Origin of the sequence: Massilia sp. CMS3.1, from assembly GCF_051262535.1 — a bacterium.
Lineage (GTDB): Bacteria > Pseudomonadota > Gammaproteobacteria > Burkholderiales > Burkholderiaceae_D > Telluria.
The window spans coordinates 1-17,832 of the sequence record NZ_JBIMES010000022.1 but is presented as its reverse complement, the minus strand read 5'-3'; the positions used below and the strand labels follow the sequence as shown (position 1 = coordinate 17,832).

The following is a 17,832-nucleotide window of genomic DNA, read 5'->3' as shown; positions in this document are numbered from 1 at the left end:
TGATGTCGCCAAGAAAAATACCACAGTTACAGGATCCGCATTGTTAAAAAATATTTTGAATCCAATAAGCCTGCGGCTGCGTATATGCCATACAGCCCGGCGATGCGTAGACTGTTTCCTATGCTCACTGAATCGTGCGACGGGCTTGCCCGATAATCAATATCATCAGATTTGCAACTTTTACAAATAATTACACCACCCCTGTGAAACCGGAGAGCGAGATGAAACACATGCAGAAAAAATCCCTATGGACCGCCGCGATTGTGACCGGAACGGCCCTGATGGCGCTGTCCAGCCCAGCCAGCGCCTCGAGCCACCGCGAAGCCCCGTTTTTGACGAATGCGCCAAAAGTCGACGGCACCGACTTCTACATGTTCCGCAGCTATGCACCGGGCCGCAGCGGCTTCGTGACGATGATTGCGAACTTCACCCCGTTCCAGGATCCACAGGGCGGCCCGAACTTCTACCAGTTCGACCAGAACGCGATGTACGAAATTCACGTCGACAATAACGGCGACGCGAAGGAAGACATCACCTTCCAGATCCGCTTCAAGAACACCTCGAAGCGCACCGCGCTGAATATCGGCGGCAAGCAGGTCCTGATCCCGCTGATCAATTCGTCGACCATCAGCGGCGTCAACCCGGCCTCGCTGAACGTGCGTGAAACCTATTCCATCGACATGGTCAAAGGCGACCGCCGCAGCGGCACCCGCACGCGCCTGGCCGCGCCGAACGGCGCCACGGAATTCGACAAGCCGGTCGACAACATCGGCGAGAAGGTCTTCGGCGGCGCCGGCGGCTATGAAACCTACGCTAACCAGCACATCTTCGACATCGCCGTGCCAGGTTGCGGCACCGGCCGTGTCTTCGTCGGCCAGCGCAAGGAACCCTTCTATATCGCGGTCGGCAAGATCTTTGACCTGTTCAACCTGAACCCGCTGGGCGCTGAGTCGGGCGGCAACAAGAACGACCTGGAAAACAAGAACATCAGTTCCATCGCGATGGAACTGCCGGTCGGCTGCCTGGCCGTGGCCGGCGAACCGGTGATTGGCGGCTATGCGACGGCCAGCATGCGCCAGGCACGCCTGATCAATCCGAACCCGGCGTCGGGCATCAACAGCGCCGTCAAGGAAGGCGGCGCCTGGGCCCAGGTTTCGCGTCTGGGCATGCCGCTCGTGAACGAAGTCATCATCGGCATGGACGACAAGGACCGCTTCAATACCTCGAAGCCGAAGGACGACGCCCAGTGGGCCAACTACGTGACCAATCCGGTGCTGCCGGCGGTCGTCGAGACGCTGTTCCCATCGGCCAAGGCACCGACCAACTTCCCGCGTACCGACCTGGTGACCGCCTTCCTGAAGGGTATTCCCGGCGTGAACCAGCCGAAGAATGTCGTGGCCTCGGAAATGCTGCGCTTGAATACCAGTATCGAGCCGACCGCGCAGGCATCGCAGAATCCACTCGGCGTGGCCGCCGGCGACAATGCCGGTTTCCCGAACGGACGCCGTCCGGCCGACGATATCGTCGACGTCTCGCTGCGTGTGGCAATGGGTGCACTGTGCGTCCTGACCGGCGCGAACGACGCGCTCGGCGTTGGCTGCAAGCCGGCCGATGCACCCGCCGGCGGCCTGTCGCTGACCGATGGCGTGCGCAAGGACGCGAACAGCTTCAAGGCTGCCTTCCCGTACCTGAACACGCCGCTGCCAGGCAACCAGTAAGCGAGGAGAGCTGCCATGTCCATTCATCTCCTCCCCCATCTGTCACGCGGCACGCTGCGCGCGGCGGCGCTGTGTGCGGTGCTCGCCCTGAGCGCCTGCGGCGGCGACAGCAAGACGACGTTTTCGGAGCCGCCGCCCCCGACGGGTGGCACGCCGACGACGCCACCGGTCGCGAGCGACTCGTTCTTCGACTACGTGATGGCACGTGTGAACGCCCTGCTCGACAACGACGAGCCGCAGTCGATCGAGGGCGTCACCGAGACCAAGCCCGAGAACACCGAGCCTAATCCGGTCGGTTAATCGGCGTTTCATGCGCGGGGCGGCTTGCCGTCCCGCGTTATGTTTATCAAGGTAACCATGCTCGGCAAGACCGTATTTTTGTTTACATGCGCCTGCGCCCTCACGACAGCGAGCGCGGCGCCTTACATTCCGGCCAGCGGCGCACAGGTGCTCGAACGCCTGCCCGGCGGCCGCGATCCCGCGCGGCGCGAACTGCAAGGCCTGCGCGCGGCGCAGAACGCGAAACCGCATGATTTGAACCTGGCCACCACGCTGGCCCAGCGCTACATCGAACAAAGCCGGCGCGACGGCGATCCGCGCTATCTGGGTTACGCCCAGGCGGCGCTCGCGCCCTGGTATTCGCAACCCCAACCGCCCACGCCGGTACTGGTCCTGCGCGCCACGCTGCGCCAGAGCACCCACCAGTTCGGCGCCGCCCTGGCCGACCTCGACACCGTACTGAAACGCGACAGCGGCAACAGCCAGGCCTGGCTCACGCGCGCCACCGTGCAGACGATCACGGGCGATTTCACGGGTGCGCACGCCAGCTGCATGCGCCTGTATTCGCGCGCGCCGGAACTGGTGGTGCAAGCCTGTCTGTCGAGCGTGGGCAGCATCAGCGGCCAGGCACGCGCCAGCTACGAACGGCTACGCCAGACGTATGCGGCGCGGCTTGATGCCAGCCCTGAAATCCGCGCCTGGGTTGCGACCCTGCTCGGCGAAATGGCCGCGCGCCTTGGCCGGCTCGACGCGGCCGAGGCCCATTTTCGCGAAGCGCTGGCACTCGACCCTGCCGACAGCTACCTGCTCGGCGCATACGCAGACTTCCTGCTCGACCGCGGCCGGGCGCCTGACGTGATCAAACTCCTGAACGACAAGACCGAGGCCGATGCGCTGCTGCTGCGCCACGCCATCGCACTGAAAACGGCGGGGGCACCGGGTGCGGCCCAGGCCAGCGCCGACCTGGCGGCGCGCTTCGATGCCGCCATGCGCCGGCGCGACAACGTGCACCAGCGCGAGCAAGCCAGGTACGAGCTGGCGCTGCGCGGCGACGCGCCTGCCGCCGTGCGCCTGGCCAAGCTGAACTGGGCGGTGCAGAAGGAGCCGGCCGACCTGCGCATCCTCGCGCAAGCGGCTCTGGCCAGCAAGGATCCGGAAGCACGCGCCATCGTGCAAGCCTGGTTGAAAACCAGCGGGATCGAGGACGCCACCATTGCCGCCACCGTGGCGCGCCTGGGGGGCAAGGCATGATGGCGCGCTGCCTGATGTTACTCGCTTTATTCTTCGCCCAGGTGCTGCCGGCGCAGGCGCACAAGGCGAGCGACAGTTACCTGAGTTTGACGGTGCAGGGCGAGCGCATCGAGGGCCAGTGGGACATCGCCCTGCGCGACCTCGAGATGGCCGTTGGTCTCGACACGAACGGCGACGCCGCGATTACCTGGGACGAGGTGCGCGCGCACCATGAGGCGATCGGCGCCTATGCGCTGGCGCGTCTGCAGCTCGCCAGCGGCAACCAGCCCTGCCCCTTGCGCGTGACGCAGCACCTGATCGACACGCATACCGATGGCGCCTATGCGGTGCTGCGCCTGCAGGGCGCCTGTGCGGCGGCTGTCACCACGCTCGACGTCGACTACAACCTGCTGTTCGATATCGATCCCCAACACAAGGGCCTGCTGCGGCTGACGCATGGAACAACGACCAGCAGCGCGATCTTTGCGCCCGACGCGCGCGCGCAGGCCTTGCAAGTGGCCACACCGGCACGCTGGCGCCAGTTTACCGATTACGTGCGCCACGGCGTCTGGCATATCTGGATCGGGTTCGACCACATCCTGTTCCTGGTCTCGCTCTTGCTGCCGGCGGTGCTGGTGCGCAGGGATGGCAAGTGGCAGGGCCGCGAGACTTTACGGGCTTCGGTGATCGACGTCTTGAAAATCGTGACCGCGTTTACGCTGGCGCACTCGCTGACCTTGACGCTGGCCGCACTCGGCGTCATGACCCTGCCCTCGCGCCTGGTGGAGTCGGCCATCGCCGCTTCCGTGATCCTGGCCGCGCTGAATAACCTGTGGCCGCTGGTACACCGTTGGCGCGCCGCGGTCGCTTTCGGGTTCGGACTGATCCACGGTTTCGGTTTCGCCAGCGTGCTGGCCGACCTCGGCCTGCCGCAGGGCGCACTGGTGCTGTCGCTGGTGGGCTTTAACGTCGGCGTCGAATTGGGGCAACTGGCCATCGTGCTGGTGTTCCTGCCGCTGGCCTATGCCCTGCGGCGCGGCCTGTTCTACCGGCGCGTGGTGCTCACCGGCGGCTCGGCGCTCATCGCGCTGATCGCGGTGGTGTGGCTCGCCGAGCGCGTACTGGACCTGAAGCTGCTGGCGTAAGGCATTTCAACTGCTCAGGCTGATGCGTGTTGCATATGCACCATGTATCAGCTTTTTTACAAATCCCGCGAAGGCTTGCTTGAAAGATACCATTAGAATAGTTTCTCCAACTATCAATAAAATTTAGGGGAAACATGATTCGTTTGCCATTCGCCTTGGCTGCGCTATGCCTTAGCGTATCCGCTTTCGCAGCCGATCCGTTCGACGACAAGTTCCGCCAGCTCGACGAGCTGCTGCCGGCCGGGTCGACCATCCGCACCGCGTCCGGCGCACCGGGCCAGGCCTATTGGCAACAGCGCGCGGACTACACGATCCGCGCCACGCTCGATGAAGCGAACCGCTCGATCCGCGCTGCCGAGACGATCACGTATCACAACAATTCCCCCGATACGCTCAACTACCTGTGGGTGCAGCTCGACCAGAACATCTACAAGCCGAATTCCGACGCGCGCATGTCGACGACGGTCGCGCGCGAAGCCTGGGCCAAGCCGCGCAATCCGGAAGAAGGTCTAAAATTCGACGCCCTGCGCACGACCTTCGAAGGCTTGAGCTTCGACGGCGGTTTCAACATCACGGCCGTGAAGTCGGGCGGCCGCACGCTGCCCCACGTCATCAACCGCACGATGATGCGCATCGACCTGCCGCAGCCCCTGAAGCCGGGCCAGCGCTTCTCGTTCGAAGTCGAGTGGAACTACAAGATCAACGAGCAGAAGGTACTGGGCGGGCGTTCGGGCTTCGAGAAATTCGACGACAAGAACGACCTGTTCGAGATCGCCCAATGGTTCCCGCGCATGGCAGCCTATTACGACGCCTACGGCTGGCAGCACAAGCAGTTTTTGGGCGCCGGCGAATTCACGCTCGAATTCGGCGACTACGATGTCGAAATCACGGTGCCGTCGGACCACATCGTCGCCTCGACCGGCGTGCTGCAGAACCCGGGCTCGGTCCTCACCTCGGTCCAGCGCGAGCGCCTGGCGAAAGCGAAGAGCGCGAAGAAGCCGGTGATCATCGTCACCCAGGCGGAAGCGGAAGCCGCCGAAAAAGGCCGTGCCACCACGAATAAAACCTGGCACTTCAAGGCCAGGAACGTGCGCGACTTCGCGTTCGCCTCGAGCCGCAAATTCATCTGGGATGCCCAGGGATTGAAAAGCGGCGATACCGACGTGATGGCGATGTCCTACTACCCGAAGGAAGGCAATCCGCTGTGGGAGAAGTACTCGACCCAGGCAATCGTCCACACCATCGAGCAGTACAACAAGTACTCCTTCGATTATCCCTACCCGACCTCGATTTCCGTGAATGGCCCGGTGGGCGGCATGGAATACCCGATGATCACGTTTAACGGCCCGCGTCCGACAAAAGATAAAAAAACCGGCGAGCTGACCTATTCGAAGCGCACCAAATATGGCCTGATCGGCGTGATCATCCATGAAGTGGGCCACAACTACTTCCCGATGATCGTCAACTCCGACGAGCGCCAGTGGACCTGGATGGATGAAGGCCTGAACTCCTTCGTGCAGACGCTGGCCCAGGAAGCCTGGGAAGAAAACTGGCCGGAGATGCGCGGCGAGCCGCGCCTGATCACCGACTACATGAAGAGCCGTAACCAGGTGCCGATCATGACGAACTCGGAGTCGCTCCTCCAGTTCGGCAACAACGCCTATGCCAAGCCGGCCGCCGCACTGACCGTGCTGCGCGAGACGGTGCTGGGCCGCGAGCTGTTCGACTTCGCCTTCCGCGAATACGCCCAGCGCTGGAAGTTCAAGCGCCCGACCCCGGCCGACTTCTTCCGCACCATGGAAGACGCGTCCGGCACGGACCTCGACTGGTTCTGGCGCGGCTGGTTCTACACGACCGACGCGGTGGACGTGAGCGTGGACAGCATCAGCGAATACACGATCAGCTCGCAGAATCCGGAAACGGAAAAAGCATGGCGCCGCAAACTGAAAGCTGCCGAGCCGACCTCGCTCACCGACCAGCGCAACAAGGGCATGCCGCGCCGCGTCGATGCGCATCCTGAGTTGAAGGACTTTTATAACGAGCACGATGACTTCACCGTCACCAATGCCGACCGCAACAAGTTCAACGAGTCGCAGGAAAAGCTGGAAGACTGGGAAAAGGCGCTGCTCGCCTCCGGCAAGCACCTGTACCTGGTCGACTTCACGAATGTCGGCGGGCTGGTGACGCCGCTGGTGCTGGAGATCACGCTAGCGAGCGGCAAGAAGTATATCGATCGCATCCCGGCCGAAGTCTGGCGCTATTCGCCCTCGAAGATCACCAAGCTGGTGGTCACCGACGAGCCGATGACGAGCCTGAGCCAGGATCCGTTCTGGGAAACCGCCGACATCGACCAGAGCAACAACGCCTGGCCGCGCAAGCTGACCCCGTCGCGCCTGGAGCTGTACAAGACCGAACGCGGTGGCAATGACTTGATGAAGGACTTCAATACCAAGTTGAAGACCAAGGAAGAGAAGGCGGCCGAGGAGGCAAAGAAGGACAAGGAGACGGTGCCGACGGTGCAGTGATCGGGCCGTCGGTCGTACGTTGAACGCGTGGACGGCAAAGCCGTCCACCCTACGTTTTAGCCGGTGGTTGCGTTAGACGCGCGGCCATCGGTTTGTTTCGTTTAGAACTATCGAGTATTGATGACCATGAAGCACCTCGCCCGCCTTGCTGCGCTGACCCTGGCCTTGTCCACCGGCGCCAGCGCCGCCGACAAATTCGACGACAAGTTCCGCCAGCTCGACGAGCTGCTGCCCACGCCCTCGGCCACGCGCAGCGCCTCCGGCGCGCCGGGCCACGCTTACTGGCAGCAGCGCGCCGACTACAAGCTGCGCGCGACGCTCGACGAAGGCAAGCGCGCCATCACGGGCGCGGGCACCATCACCTACCATAACAACTCGCCCGACACCCTCTCCTACCTGTGGGTCCAGCTGGACCAGAACATGTTCCGCGGCGATTCCGACAACCGCAGCATCTCGACCATTCCCTCGCGCGACGCCTGGCAAAAGGGTGGTGCGGAAGGCGTAAAGTTCGACGCGATCCGCTTCGCTTTCGAGAGCCGCAACTTCGAGGGTGGCTTCCAGCTCAAGAGCGTGAAGGGATCGGATGGCCGTCCCCTGCAGCACGTCGTCAACAAGACGATGATGCGTGTCGACCTGCCGCAGCCCTTGAAACCCGGCCAGCGCTTCTCGTTCGCGCTCGAATGGCGCTTCAACATTCCCGAGGCGAGCGTGCTCGGTCGCCGCATGGGCTTTGAACGCTTTGACAAGGAAGACAAGAACGACCTGTTCGAGATAGCCCAGTGGTTCCCGCGCATGGCGGCCTATTACGACATCGCCGGCTGGCAGAACAAGCAGTACCTCGGCGACGGCGAATTCACGCTCGAATTCGGCGACTACGATGTCGAGATCACGGTGCCTAGCGACCACATCGTCGCTTCCACCGGCGAACTGCAAAACCCGGGCGAGGTGTTAACGAGCGCCCAGCGCGAGCGCCTGGCCAAGGCGCGCACGGCGACCAAGCCGGTCATCATCGTTACTCAGCTTGAAGCGGAAGCTGCCGAGAAGCGCCGCGCGACGGGTATGAAAACCTGGCGCTTCCGGGCGAAGAACGTGCGCGACTTCGCGTTCGCCTCGAGCCGCAAGTTCATCTGGGACGCGCAAGGCATGAAGAGTGGCGACACGACCGTGATGGCGATGTCCTACTATCCGAAGGAAGGCAACCCGCTGTGGGAGAAGTACTCCACGCAGGCGATCGTCCATACCATCGAGCAGTACAGCAAGTATTCGTTCGATTATCCGTACCCGACGGCGATTTCGGTGAACGGCCCGATCGGCGGCATGGAATACCCGATGATCTCGTTCAACGGTCCACGTCCCACGAAGGACAAGAAAACCGGCGCCGTGACCTACTCGAAGTCGACCAAATATGGCCTGATCAGCGTGATCATCCACGAGGTCGGCCACAACTACTATCCGATGATCGTCAACTCCGACGAGCGCCAGTGGACCTGGATGGACGAAGGTTTGAATTCCTTCCTCCAGTTCCTGGCGGAAGAGGCGTGGGAAGAGAACTATCCGGCGCGCCGCGGCGAGCCGCGCGACATCACCGACTACATGCGCAGCAAGAACCAGACGCCGATCATGACGAACTCGGAGTCGGTGCTGCAGCGCGGCCCGAACGCCTACGGTAAACCAGCGACCGCCCTGAACGTGCTGCGCGAAACGGTGCTGGGCCGCGAGCTGTTCGACTTCGCTTTTAAAGAGTATGGACGCCGCTGGAAGTTCAAGCGTCCGACCCCGGCCGACCTGTTCCGCACCATGGAGGACGCGTCCGGCACGGACCTCGACTGGTTCTGGCGCGGCTGGTTCTACACGACCGATGCAGTGGACGTGAGCGTGGACGGCATCAGCGAGTACACGATCAGCTCGCAAAATCCGGAAACGGAGAAGGCCTGGCGCCGCAAGCTGCGCGCTGCCGAGCCGACCTCGCTCACCGACCAGCGCAACAAGGGCATGCCGCGCCGCGTCGATGCGCACCCCGAGCTGAAGGATTTCTATAACGAGCACGACGACTTCACCGTCACCAACGCCGACCGCAACAAGTTCAACGAATCGCAGGACAAGCTGGAAGACTGGGAAAAGGCGCTGCTCGGCTCAGGCAAGCATCTGTACCTGGTCGATTTTTCCAACGTCGGCGGGCTGGTGACGCCGCTGGTGCTGGAGATCACGCTAGCGAGCGGCAAGAAGTATATCGAGCGCATCCCAGCCGAAGTCTGGCGCTATTCGCCGTTGAAGATCACGAAACTGATCGTTACCGACGAGCCGATGACCGGCTTGAGCCAGGATCCGTTCTGGGAGACCGCCGACATCAACGTCGACAACAACGCCTGGCCGCGCAAGCTGATCCCGTCGCGCCTGGAGCTGTTCAAGACCGAGCGCGGTGGCAACGACATGATGAAGGACTTCAATGCGCCCTTGAAGAAGCCTGACGCGGCGCCGAAGGCGGCGCAGTAATGCGCAGCCTGAAAAACGCCTTCGCCGCCGCGCTGCTGCTCTGCAGTGCGATGGCATCCGCGCACCGCTTCCACGCGGGGATCACCGACATCTCGTTCAATGCCCGCACCGGGAATACCGAGATCGTCCACACCTACATGGCGCACGATGTCGAAGCCTTGCTGGCAAACCTGTACGGGCGCCAGTTCGACCTGACGGATCCCGACGACCAGGACGTGCTGCGCAAGTATGTCGAGGGCCGTTTCTGGATCGGGGGCCAGGACAAGGCGCGCCTGCCGCTGCGCTGGGTCGGCATGACGGCCGACCCCGAGAAGGTGACGGTGTTCCAGGAAATCGAACAGACCCCGCTGTGGAAAGCCGGCGCCATCCACGACAATGTGTTGATCGATTTTATCCCCGACCAGGTCAATACCGTCAACCTCAACGAAGGCAATGCCGTGCGCACGCTGACCTTCGACCGAAACCAACTTGAACAGCCGACGCGCTGAATTAACCATGCCTACCCTTCGTCCCCTATCCTGCGCGCTGGCCGCGCTATTCGCCTGCGGCGCCGCCCATGCCGACGACCTCGTGCTGCAGCGTGTGCTGGTCGAGGGCTCGCGCCTCTCCCAGCTCGGCATCGCCGACTCGGCCAATGCCGGCACCGTCGGCCAGAAGGAACTGGCCGCGCGCACCACCTACCGTCCTGGCGAGATGCTCGAAGCCATGCCGGGCCTGATCGCCAGCCAGCACAGCGGCGAGGGCAAGGCCAACCAGTTCTACCTGCGTGGCTTCAATCTCGACCACGGTACCGACCTCGCCACCTGGGTCGACGGCATGCCGGTGAATCAGCGCAGCCATGCGCACGGCCAGGGCTGGACCGACGTGAACTTCCTGATCCCGGAACTGGTCGGCCGCCTCGATTACCGCAAGGGACCGTATGCGTCGCACGATGGCGACTTCGCCTCGGCCGGCAGTGTCGAGATCAGCTACGCCAACCGCCTGGCGAAGGATATCGCCAGCGTCACGCTCGGCCAGGACGGTTTTGCGCGCGCGATGCTGGCGGGGTCCCCGGATGTGCTTGGGGGCACCCTGCTCTACGCGCTTGAGGGGATGAAGAACGACGGCCCGTGGACCCGGCCCGACGACTACCGCAAGCGCAATGGCATGCTTCGCTACAGCCGCGGCTACGCCAACAATGGCTGGAGCGTGACGGCAATGGCCTACCAGGGACGCTGGAATGCGACCGACCAGATTCCGCTGCGCGCGCTTGAGAATGGCACGCTCGGACGGTTCGATGCGATCGACGGCACCGACGGCGGCAATGCGCGCCGCTACAGCCTGTCCGGCGTGTGGCGCCAGACCGGGAGCGAGTCGGCTTCAAAAGTGAGCGCGTATGTGATCCGCAACGCGCTCGACCTGTACTCGAATTTCACTTACTTCATGAACGATCCGGTCAACGGCGACCAGTTCGCCCAGCCCGACCGGCGCGTCACGAGCGGCCTGGACGCGACCCACACCTGGCACCTGCACCGCGGGGCGACAACCGCCTCCGACCTGATGGTCGGCGTACGGCTCCAGAACGACAACATCTTCAACGGCTTATATGACACCCGTGCGCGTCAACGCCTGGCCACGACACGAGAAGACCATGTTGTCGAGACCAGCGGCGCCCTGTTCGTCGAAAGCGTCACGCACTGGAGCAAGACCGTGCGCACCGTGGCCGGTGTGCGCGCCGACCGCTTCCGCTTCGATGTGGAAAGCAGCCTGGCCGCGAATTCGGGGCGCGCTTACGATACACAGGCCAGCCCGTCCGCCAGCCTGATCTTCGCGCCGGTGGCCTCGACCGAGTTCTATGTGAACTATGGACACGGCTTCCACAGCAACGACGCGCGCGGCACGGTGGCGTCGATCGACCCGAAGACGCGCGATCCGCTCGAACGCGCGCCGGGCCTGGCGCGCTCGCGCGGCATGGAACTGGGACTGCGCACGCAAGCCATTCCAAAGATGCAGACCGCCGTCTCGCTGTACCGGCTCGACTTCGACTCCGAGCTCACTTACATCGGCGACGCCGGTACGACAGAGGCGGGCGAGGCCAGCCGGCGCGTCGGCATCGAGTTGTCGAACTACTGGCGCCCCCTGAAATGGCTGTCGGTCGATGTCGATGCGGCGTTTGCGCGTGCGCGCTCGAGTAACGGGGATCGGATACCGGGCGCCGTCGAAGGCGTGGGCCAACTGGCGCTCACGGTCGACAAGGTCGGACCATGGTCGGGTGCGCTGCGCCTGCGCTACTTCGGCCCGCGTCCGCTCATCGAAGACAACAGCGTGCGCTCGCAAGCCAGCACCACGCTCAACGGGCGCATCGGCTATAAGGTCGGCAAAGACTTGCAGCTCGAGCTCGAAGCCTTCAATCTGGCCAACCGGCGCGCTTCGGCGATCGACTACTACTATGCGTCGCAACTAGCCGGGGAGTCGTCGCCGCGCGACGATATCCACTTTCATCCGATCGAGCCGCGCTCGCTGCGTTTGACACTCACCAAGACCTGGTAAGCCGCGGGGCCGCCATCCACCGGCCCCGTGAAAAATGCTACGCTACCGGGATGACGACACCTGAACCGCTCTACACCGATCCTTCCCGACTCAACGAAGCCTTGCAGGGCGATGGCTATGGCCTGCTGCGTCCCGCCGACCTGGCGCAGCTCGCCGGCTGCTCACTCGATGCACTGGCGGCACTGGCGCCGAGCTGGGACCGCCTCGAACTGGACAACTACCTGAAGGACGGCGGCCGCTATCGCCGGCGCCGCCACTCCTGCTTCATCGACGACGGCCACGCGCTGGCGCAGAGCGCGCACCGTCCGCACTGGCAGCCGGTCGAATACAACGCCCTGCACGGCGGCATGCACCGCCTGTTCGCGCCGATCGACGCTGCCACCATCGCGCAGCCGGCCTGGCAGTCCCTGCTACGGGCACTGGGCGCCGTGTGCACCAGCGTGCGCAATGGACGGCCCTGGTATGTGGAAGCGCACCAGTTCCGCATCGATACCACCGACGGCATCGGCCGCCCGACGCCGGAAGGCGCACACCGCGACGGCGTCGATTTCGTGGCGGTCATCCTGGTTGGCCGCACCGGCATCAAGGGCGGCGAGACACGCGTGTTCGAGGCTGACGGCCCGCGCGGCCTGCGCTTCACGATGACGCAGCCATGGACCCTGCTGCTGCTCGACGACGCGCGTGTGATCCATGAGTCGACGCCGATCCAACCCCTGGACGAGAACGGACACCGCGATACGCTGGTGCTGACCTGGCGCGCGGGGGCCTTCCAGGGCGAAGGGGTTGGATAAAAAAAACGCCCGCGTACCTGACGGTAGCGGGCGGTAATCCAGAATTTCGGAGAAAAACTGGAGGAGACAGTTCCAATATACTGCGCTTTATTGTGCACCGCAATACAGTAAAACTACGGTATGCATACCGTATGTCCTCTCTGTCGTTTTTCTGCCAATGGCGGACCAAGCACCGGGACCGGTCCAATTTTGACGCACCGCACCATGGCCGTGCATTCAGCCCTGGAAATGCACTGATTTGGTGCAAATCAAGGCTTGGTAGGCTCCTCCTGCTCCCTGCGTGCAGCCTCCTTTGCGCTCGCAGCCCGCATTGCACGCATCGATGGCGTGTCGGCATGCGAGGGCACCCTTGCGTTCGACGCCACAGAACCGAGCTGCGGTTCAGGTTTGGTGCTGGCGCGGGCCGGCAAGGCGCTCGATGCGCGCGGCTTTTCCTCAGGGTCGGTACAGCCTGATTGCGCGGGCGTCTTGCCAGGCGCATTGCCCGGCCCGGCCTCCAGCGCCGCGGCGCAGACCGGCATGGCGGCCACCAGGGCCGCAAAGAGTATGGGCGAATTCATGTGCGCCTCCACCGAAAAGTCTATTCTAGCCACGGCGCGAATAAAGCGGCGCCACATCGGCCTATTGAATTCAAGTACGTCTTTAATCCTTTTGATAAACTGCTCCATTGCCGCCTGAATTACGGAACCGGACCCACACCCATGCCCTCATCCACACCACGCATTTTTCTACTCGGCTCGGCCGCCCTGCTTTCCCTGTTTCTTGCCGCTTGCGGCAAGGAGCAGGACGAGAAAAAAGCCGCCCCCGCCACGCCCGCGCTGACCGTGAGCACGGCGCGCCCGACCACGGCCAGCCTGCCGCTCGCGCTCGGCGCCAACGGCAACGTCGCCGCGTGGCAGGAAGCGGTCATCGGCAGCGAGTCGGGCGGGCTGCGCCTGCTCGAGGTGCGGGTGAACGTGGGCGACGTCGTGAAAAAGGGTGAAGTGCTGGCCGTGTTCTCGGCCGACACGGTCAATGCCGACGTCGAGCAGGCGCGCGCCGCGCTGCAGGAAGCGCAGGCGAATGCCGCCGAGGCGGCGGCCAATGCAAAGCGTGGCCAGTCGCTCAAGAGTTCCGGCGCCATGAGCGAGCAGCAGGTGACCCAGTACCTGACGGCGGAGCGCACCGCCGCGGCGCGCGTCGCGGCGGCGAAAGCCACGCTCACCCAGCAGCAGCTGCGCCTGAAGTACACGCAGGTGGCAGCGCCCGACAGCGGCGTGATTTCGGCGCGCAGCGCCACCGTCGGCGCCGTGGTCGGCGTGGGCACGGAACTGTTCCGCCTGATCCGCCAGGGTCGCCTCGAATGGCGCGCCGAACTGCCGGCCTCCGATATCGGCCGCGTCAAGCCCGGTACCCGCGTGCGCGTGAAGGGCGCCAGCGGCAGCGAGGTCGTGGGCAAGGTGCGCATGGTGGCGCCGACGGTCGATGCGCAAACCCGCACCACGCTGGTGTATGTCGACCTGCCCCCAAGCCTGTCCCCGAGCGCGCCCCTGAAGGCCGGCATGTTCGCCGGCGGTGAGTTCGAACTCGGCGCCTCGAACGCGCTGACCGTGCCCCAGGGGGCGATCGCCGTGCGCGACGGCTTCAGCTATGTATTCCGCCTGAACCCGGACAACCGCGTCAGCCAATTGAAGATCAGCACCGGACGCCGCCTGGGCGAACGCATCGAAGTCATTCAGGGCCTGGCACCGGACGCGCAGATTGTCGTGACCGGCGCCGGCTTCCTGAACGATGGGGATTTGGTACGCAATGTAGCGGCGCCTGTGGCCGCTCCGGCCAAAGTCGCGGCGCGTTGAAGGTGGCATCATGAATTTTTCAGCCCTCTCCATCCGCAACCCGATCCCGGCGATCCTGCTGTTCGTCCTGCTGACCTTGGCCGGCCTGCTCGCCTTCAAATCGAACAAGATCCAGTTCTTCCCCGATATCGAGCTGCCGATCGTGACCGTCACCGCCACGCTCGACGGCGCAGCGCCCGCCCAGCTGGAAACCGAGGTCGCGCGCAAGATCGAGGATTCGGTCGCCACGCTGCAAGGCGTCAAAAACATCTATACCAAGGTGCTCGACGGCGTGGCCACGGTCACCGTCGAATTCATCCTCGAGAAGAACCTGTCGGACGCGGTGAACGACGTGCGCGACGCCGTCTCGCAGGTGCGCTCCGACCTGCCGCCCGAAATGCGCGAACCGAGCGTGACCAAGGCGGCCACCGCCGGCCGCTCGATCCTCACCTTCACGGCCTCGGCAAAACCCGGCGCCGGCGCCGCCGGGCTCGATGACCAGGAGCTGTCCTGGTTCGTCGACAATGCCGCAGCCAAGCGCCTGCTCAGCGTGCCGGGCCTGGGCGCGGTGAAACGCGTGGGCGGCGTCGAGCGCGAAGTACGGGTCGAACTCAATGATGCGCGCATGGCCGCGCTGCGGGTCTCGGCCCTGGACGTGTCGCGCCAGCTGCGCAACGTGCAGCGCGAAGCCCCGGGCGGACGGGGCGACGTCAGCGGCGCCGAGCAGTCGGTGCGCACGCTGGCCACCGTCGCCAGCGCGCAGGAGCTGGCGCGCATGGACATCCCGCTGCCGGACGGACGCCGCGTGCGCCTGGACGAGGTGGCGACCGTGATCGACACGGTGTCGGAGCCGCGCTCCGTGGCCCGGCAGGATGGGCGCAAGGTGGTCGGCTTCGAAATCTTCCGCACGCGCGGCGCCAGCGAAACCGAAGTGGCCGAAGGCGCGCGCGCGGCAGTGGCCGAGCTGCAGAAGGCGCATCCGAACGTGGTGCTGAAGGAGGTGGTCGACAATGCCGAGCCGGTGCAGGAAAACTTCGACGCCTCGATGGAGATGCTCTACGAAGGCGCGGTGCTGGCGGTGCTGGTGGTCTGGTGGTTCCTGCGCGACTGGCGCGCCACCTTTGTCGCCGCCGCCGCCCTGCCCCTGTCCGTGATCCCGGCCTTCCTCGGCCAGTACCTGTTCGGCTATACGCTGAACATGGTGACCTTGTTATCGCTGGCCCTTGTCGTCGGGGTGCTGGTCGACGACGCCATCGTCGAGATCGAGAACATCGCGCGCCACCTGCACATGGGGAAAAGCCCGATGCAGGCGGCACTCGAGGCGGCCGACGAAATCGGCATGGCGGTAATCGCCACCACCTTCTCGCTGGTCGCGGTGTTCCTGCCGACCGCCTTCATGGGTGGCATTCCGGGGCGCTTCTTCAAGCAGTTCGGCTGGACCGCGGTGCTGGCGATCCTGGCCTCGCTGGTGGTGGCGCGCCTGCTCACGCCCATGATGGCGGCCTACATCATGAAGCCCGCCAAGGTGCAGGTGGAAAAGGATGGCGCGATCATGCGCCGCTACATGGCGAGCATGCAGTGGTGCCTGCGCCACCGCGGGATCACGGCGATCGCATCGTTCCTGTTCTTTGCCGGCTCGATCGCGCTGGTGCCGCTGCTGCCGACCGGCTTCGTGCCGGCGGCCGACCGCGGCCAGACCATCATCAACGTCGAACTGCCGCCCGGCTCGACGCTCGCGCAAACCCAGGTCGTGGCCGAGCAGGCGCGCCTGTCGGCGATGCGCGTGCCCGGCGTGAAGAGCGTCTTCAGCTCGATCGGCGGAGGGTCGAGCGGCGACGCCTTCGCGCCCGGCGCCTCGGCCGAAGCGCGGCGCGCGGTGCTGACGGTATCGACTTCGCACCGCAGCGACCGTGATGAATCCTTGTCAGACCTCGAGCGCCGCATGCGCACGGAATTATCAGCCATTCCCGGCGCGCGTTTCAACGTCGGCCAGGCCGACACCGGCGGCAAGCTGCAGCTGGTGCTGCGCAGCGAAGATCCCGCCGCGCTCACCGCCGCCGCACAGCGCGCCGAGCGCGAACTGCGCACGCTGGAGGGTATCGGCAACGTCAGCTCGAGCGCGTCCCTGGTGCGTCCCGAAATCATTGTGCGTCCGGACTTCGCGCGCGCCGCCGACATGGGCGTGACGGCGGCCTCCATCGGCGAGACGGTGCGCGTGGCCACCGCCGGCGACTACGAGCAGGCACTCGCAAAGATGAACCTGTCGGAGCGCCAGGTGCCGATCCGGGTCAAGCTGCCCAACGCCGTGCGCGCCGACCTGGACGCCATCGGACGCCTGACGGTGCCCGGCACGCGGGGCCCGGTGCTGCTGGCCACCGTCGCCGACATCACGATGGAAAGCGGGCCAGCCCAGATCGACCGCCTGAACCGCAGCCGCAACGTCACGCTCGACGTCGAGCTGGGCGGACGCTCGCTCGGCGAGGTGAACAGCGAAGCGCGCGCCCTGCCCGCCTTCACGGCCCTGCCGGCCTCGGTGCAGATTGCGGAACTGGGCGACGCCCAGGAAATGCAGGCGCTGTTCGCCAGTTTCGGCGTGGCGATGGCGATCGGCGTGCTGTGCATCTACGGCGTGCTGGTGCTGCTGTTCCACGATTTCATGCAGCCGATCACCATCCTCGCGGCGCTGCCGCTGTCGATCGGCGGCGCCTTTATCGCGCTGCTGGTCACCGGCAGCGCGCTGTCGATGCCGACCATGATCGGCCTGATCATGCTGATGGGCATCGTGACCAAGAACTCGATCCTGCTGGTCGACTACGCGATCCTCGCGCGCAAGACCGGCATGAACCGTTTCGATGCCCTGGTCGACGCCTGCCACAAGCGCAGCCGGCCGATCATCATGACCACCATCGCGATGGGCGCCGGCATGCTGCCGCTGGCCCTGGGCTTCTCGGGCGACCCGAGTTTCAGGTCGCCGATGGCGATTGCGGTGATCGGGGGCTTGATCACGTCGACCTTGTTGAGCCTGCTGGTGGTGCCGGCGGTATTCACGTATGTGGACGATTTCAAGCTGCTGCTCGATCGTGGCGTGCACCGGTTGAGAAGGCATCCGAAGGGTGAGCCGGTGCGGGTGAATGAGCCGACGATGATGAAGTGAGAGTGCGGTCGCGTGGGTTGAAGAGCCTTTCGCGGTCCGGACCACCCTGCGCTGCGCCGCAATTGTAGCGTGGAGTCCTGACTCCACGCGGTACTGCGCCTTCTTGTCGCCTGCTCCCGAACGAATGCACCTGCTCTCTACGATGGAAACTAAG

The 17,832-nt window shown here is 64.5% G+C and carries 12 protein-coding genes; 11 read left to right on the top strand and 1 reads right to left on the bottom strand.

The genetic code is table 11. From position 1 onward, the window contains the following. The first annotated feature begins 221 nt into the window (after positions 1-221). The 9 genes from ACHAC9_RS22465 (at position 222) to ACHAC9_RS22425 (ending at position 12,710) form a co-directional block, all read left to right on the top strand. Positions 222-1,718, top strand: a complete 1,497-nt coding sequence (locus ACHAC9_RS22465; protein WP_435763673.1) for a DUF4331 domain-containing protein — start codon at positions 222-224, stop codon at positions 1,716-1,718. A gap of 15 nt (positions 1,719-1,733) precedes the next feature. After that, positions 1,734-2,018, top strand: a complete 285-nt coding sequence (locus ACHAC9_RS22460; protein ID WP_435763671.1) for a hypothetical protein — start codon at positions 1,734-1,736, stop codon at positions 2,016-2,018. Positions 2,019-2,075: 57 nt separating this feature from the next. After that, entirely contained in the window at positions 2,076-3,248 is a 1,173-nt protein-coding gene (locus ACHAC9_RS22455) for a tetratricopeptide repeat protein (protein WP_435763669.1), read from the top strand. A gap of 14 nt (positions 3,249-3,262) precedes the next feature. Continuing rightward, on the top strand, positions 3,263-4,372 hold the full coding sequence (locus ACHAC9_RS22450; RefSeq protein ID WP_435763667.1) for a HupE/UreJ family protein: 1,110 nt from the start codon (positions 3,263-3,265) through the stop codon (positions 4,370-4,372). Positions 4,373-4,506: 134 nt separating this feature from the next. Beyond that, positions 4,507-6,897, top strand: a complete 2,391-nt coding sequence (locus tag ACHAC9_RS22445; RefSeq protein ID WP_435763665.1) for a M1 family metallopeptidase — start codon at positions 4,507-4,509, stop codon at positions 6,895-6,897. 120 nt (positions 6,898-7,017) lie between these two features. Beyond that, positions 7,018-9,390, top strand: coding sequence for a M1 family metallopeptidase (locus ACHAC9_RS22440; protein WP_435763663.1), 2,373 nt, complete (start codon positions 7,018-7,020; stop codon positions 9,388-9,390). Then, a complete protein-coding gene (locus tag ACHAC9_RS22435; RefSeq protein ID WP_435763661.1) occupies positions 9,390-9,878 on the top strand; it encodes a DUF6702 family protein in 489 nt (162 codons plus the stop codon). Before ACHAC9_RS22440 ends, ACHAC9_RS22435 begins: the two co-directional genes overlap by 1 nt. Positions 9,879-9,885: 7 nt before the next feature. Continuing rightward, positions 9,886-11,919 (top strand): TonB-dependent receptor, encoded by a 2,034-nt coding sequence (locus ACHAC9_RS22430; protein WP_435763659.1) that lies wholly within the window; start codon positions 9,886-9,888, stop codon positions 11,917-11,919. 50 nt (positions 11,920-11,969) lie between these two features. Continuing rightward, the gene (locus ACHAC9_RS22425) at positions 11,970-12,710 is read left to right on the top strand and encodes a 2OG-Fe dioxygenase family protein (RefSeq protein WP_435763657.1); all 741 of its coding nucleotides are present in this window, start codon (positions 11,970-11,972) and stop codon (positions 12,708-12,710) included. Between the two features lie 248 nt (positions 12,711-12,958). On the opposite strand, the gene ACHAC9_RS22420 is transcribed toward ACHAC9_RS22425, so the two are convergent. Next, the gene (locus tag ACHAC9_RS22420; protein ID WP_435763655.1) at positions 12,959-13,270 is read right to left on the bottom strand and encodes a hypothetical protein; all 312 of its coding nucleotides are present in this window, start codon (positions 13,268-13,270) and stop codon (positions 12,959-12,961) included. A gap of 141 nt (positions 13,271-13,411) precedes the next feature. On the opposite strand from ACHAC9_RS22420, the gene ACHAC9_RS22415 reads away from it, so the two are divergent. Both ACHAC9_RS22415 and ACHAC9_RS22410 read left to right on the top strand, forming a co-directional pair. Then, positions 13,412-14,545, top strand: a complete 1,134-nt coding sequence (locus tag ACHAC9_RS22415) for an efflux RND transporter periplasmic adaptor subunit (RefSeq protein WP_435763653.1) — start codon at positions 13,412-13,414, stop codon at positions 14,543-14,545. Between the two features lie 10 nt (positions 14,546-14,555). Further along, entirely contained in the window at positions 14,556-17,678 is a 3,123-nt protein-coding gene (locus ACHAC9_RS22410) for an efflux RND transporter permease subunit (RefSeq protein ID WP_435763651.1), read from the top strand. Positions 17,679-17,832 lie beyond the last annotated feature (154 nt).

What these genes read in the sequence shown, in the direction of transcription:
- ACHAC9_RS22415 (WP_435763653.1), top strand. Translation starts at nt 13,412, where the DNA reads ATGCCCTCATCCACACCACGCATTTTTCTACTCGGCTCGGCCGCCCTG.
- ACHAC9_RS22450 (WP_435763667.1), top strand. Translation starts at nt 3,263, where the DNA reads ATGTTACTCGCTTTATTCTTCGCCCAGGTGCTGCCGGCGCAGGCGCAC.
- ACHAC9_RS22445 (WP_435763665.1), top strand. Translation starts at nt 4,507, where the DNA reads ATGATTCGTTTGCCATTCGCCTTGGCTGCGCTATGCCTTAGCGTATCC.
- ACHAC9_RS22420 (WP_435763655.1), bottom strand. Translation starts at nt 13,270, where the DNA reads ATGAATTCGCCCATACTCTTTGCGGCCCTGGTGGCCGCCATGCCGGTC.
- ACHAC9_RS22440 (WP_435763663.1), top strand. Translation starts at nt 7,018, where the DNA reads ATGACCATGAAGCACCTCGCCCGCCTTGCTGCGCTGACCCTGGCCTTG.
- ACHAC9_RS22460 (WP_435763671.1), top strand. Translation starts at nt 1,734, where the DNA reads ATGTCCATTCATCTCCTCCCCCATCTGTCACGCGGCACGCTGCGCGCG.
- ACHAC9_RS22435 (WP_435763661.1), top strand. Translation starts at nt 9,390, where the DNA reads ATGCGCAGCCTGAAAAACGCCTTCGCCGCCGCGCTGCTGCTCTGCAGT.
- ACHAC9_RS22455 (WP_435763669.1), top strand. Translation starts at nt 2,076, where the DNA reads ATGCTCGGCAAGACCGTATTTTTGTTTACATGCGCCTGCGCCCTCACG.
- ACHAC9_RS22430 (WP_435763659.1), top strand. Translation starts at nt 9,886, where the DNA reads ATGCCTACCCTTCGTCCCCTATCCTGCGCGCTGGCCGCGCTATTCGCC.
- ACHAC9_RS22410 (WP_435763651.1), top strand. Translation starts at nt 14,556, where the DNA reads ATGAATTTTTCAGCCCTCTCCATCCGCAACCCGATCCCGGCGATCCTG.
- ACHAC9_RS22425 (WP_435763657.1), top strand. Translation starts at nt 11,970, where the DNA reads ATGACGACACCTGAACCGCTCTACACCGATCCTTCCCGACTCAACGAA.
- ACHAC9_RS22465 (WP_435763673.1), top strand. Translation starts at nt 222, where the DNA reads ATGAAACACATGCAGAAAAAATCCCTATGGACCGCCGCGATTGTGACC.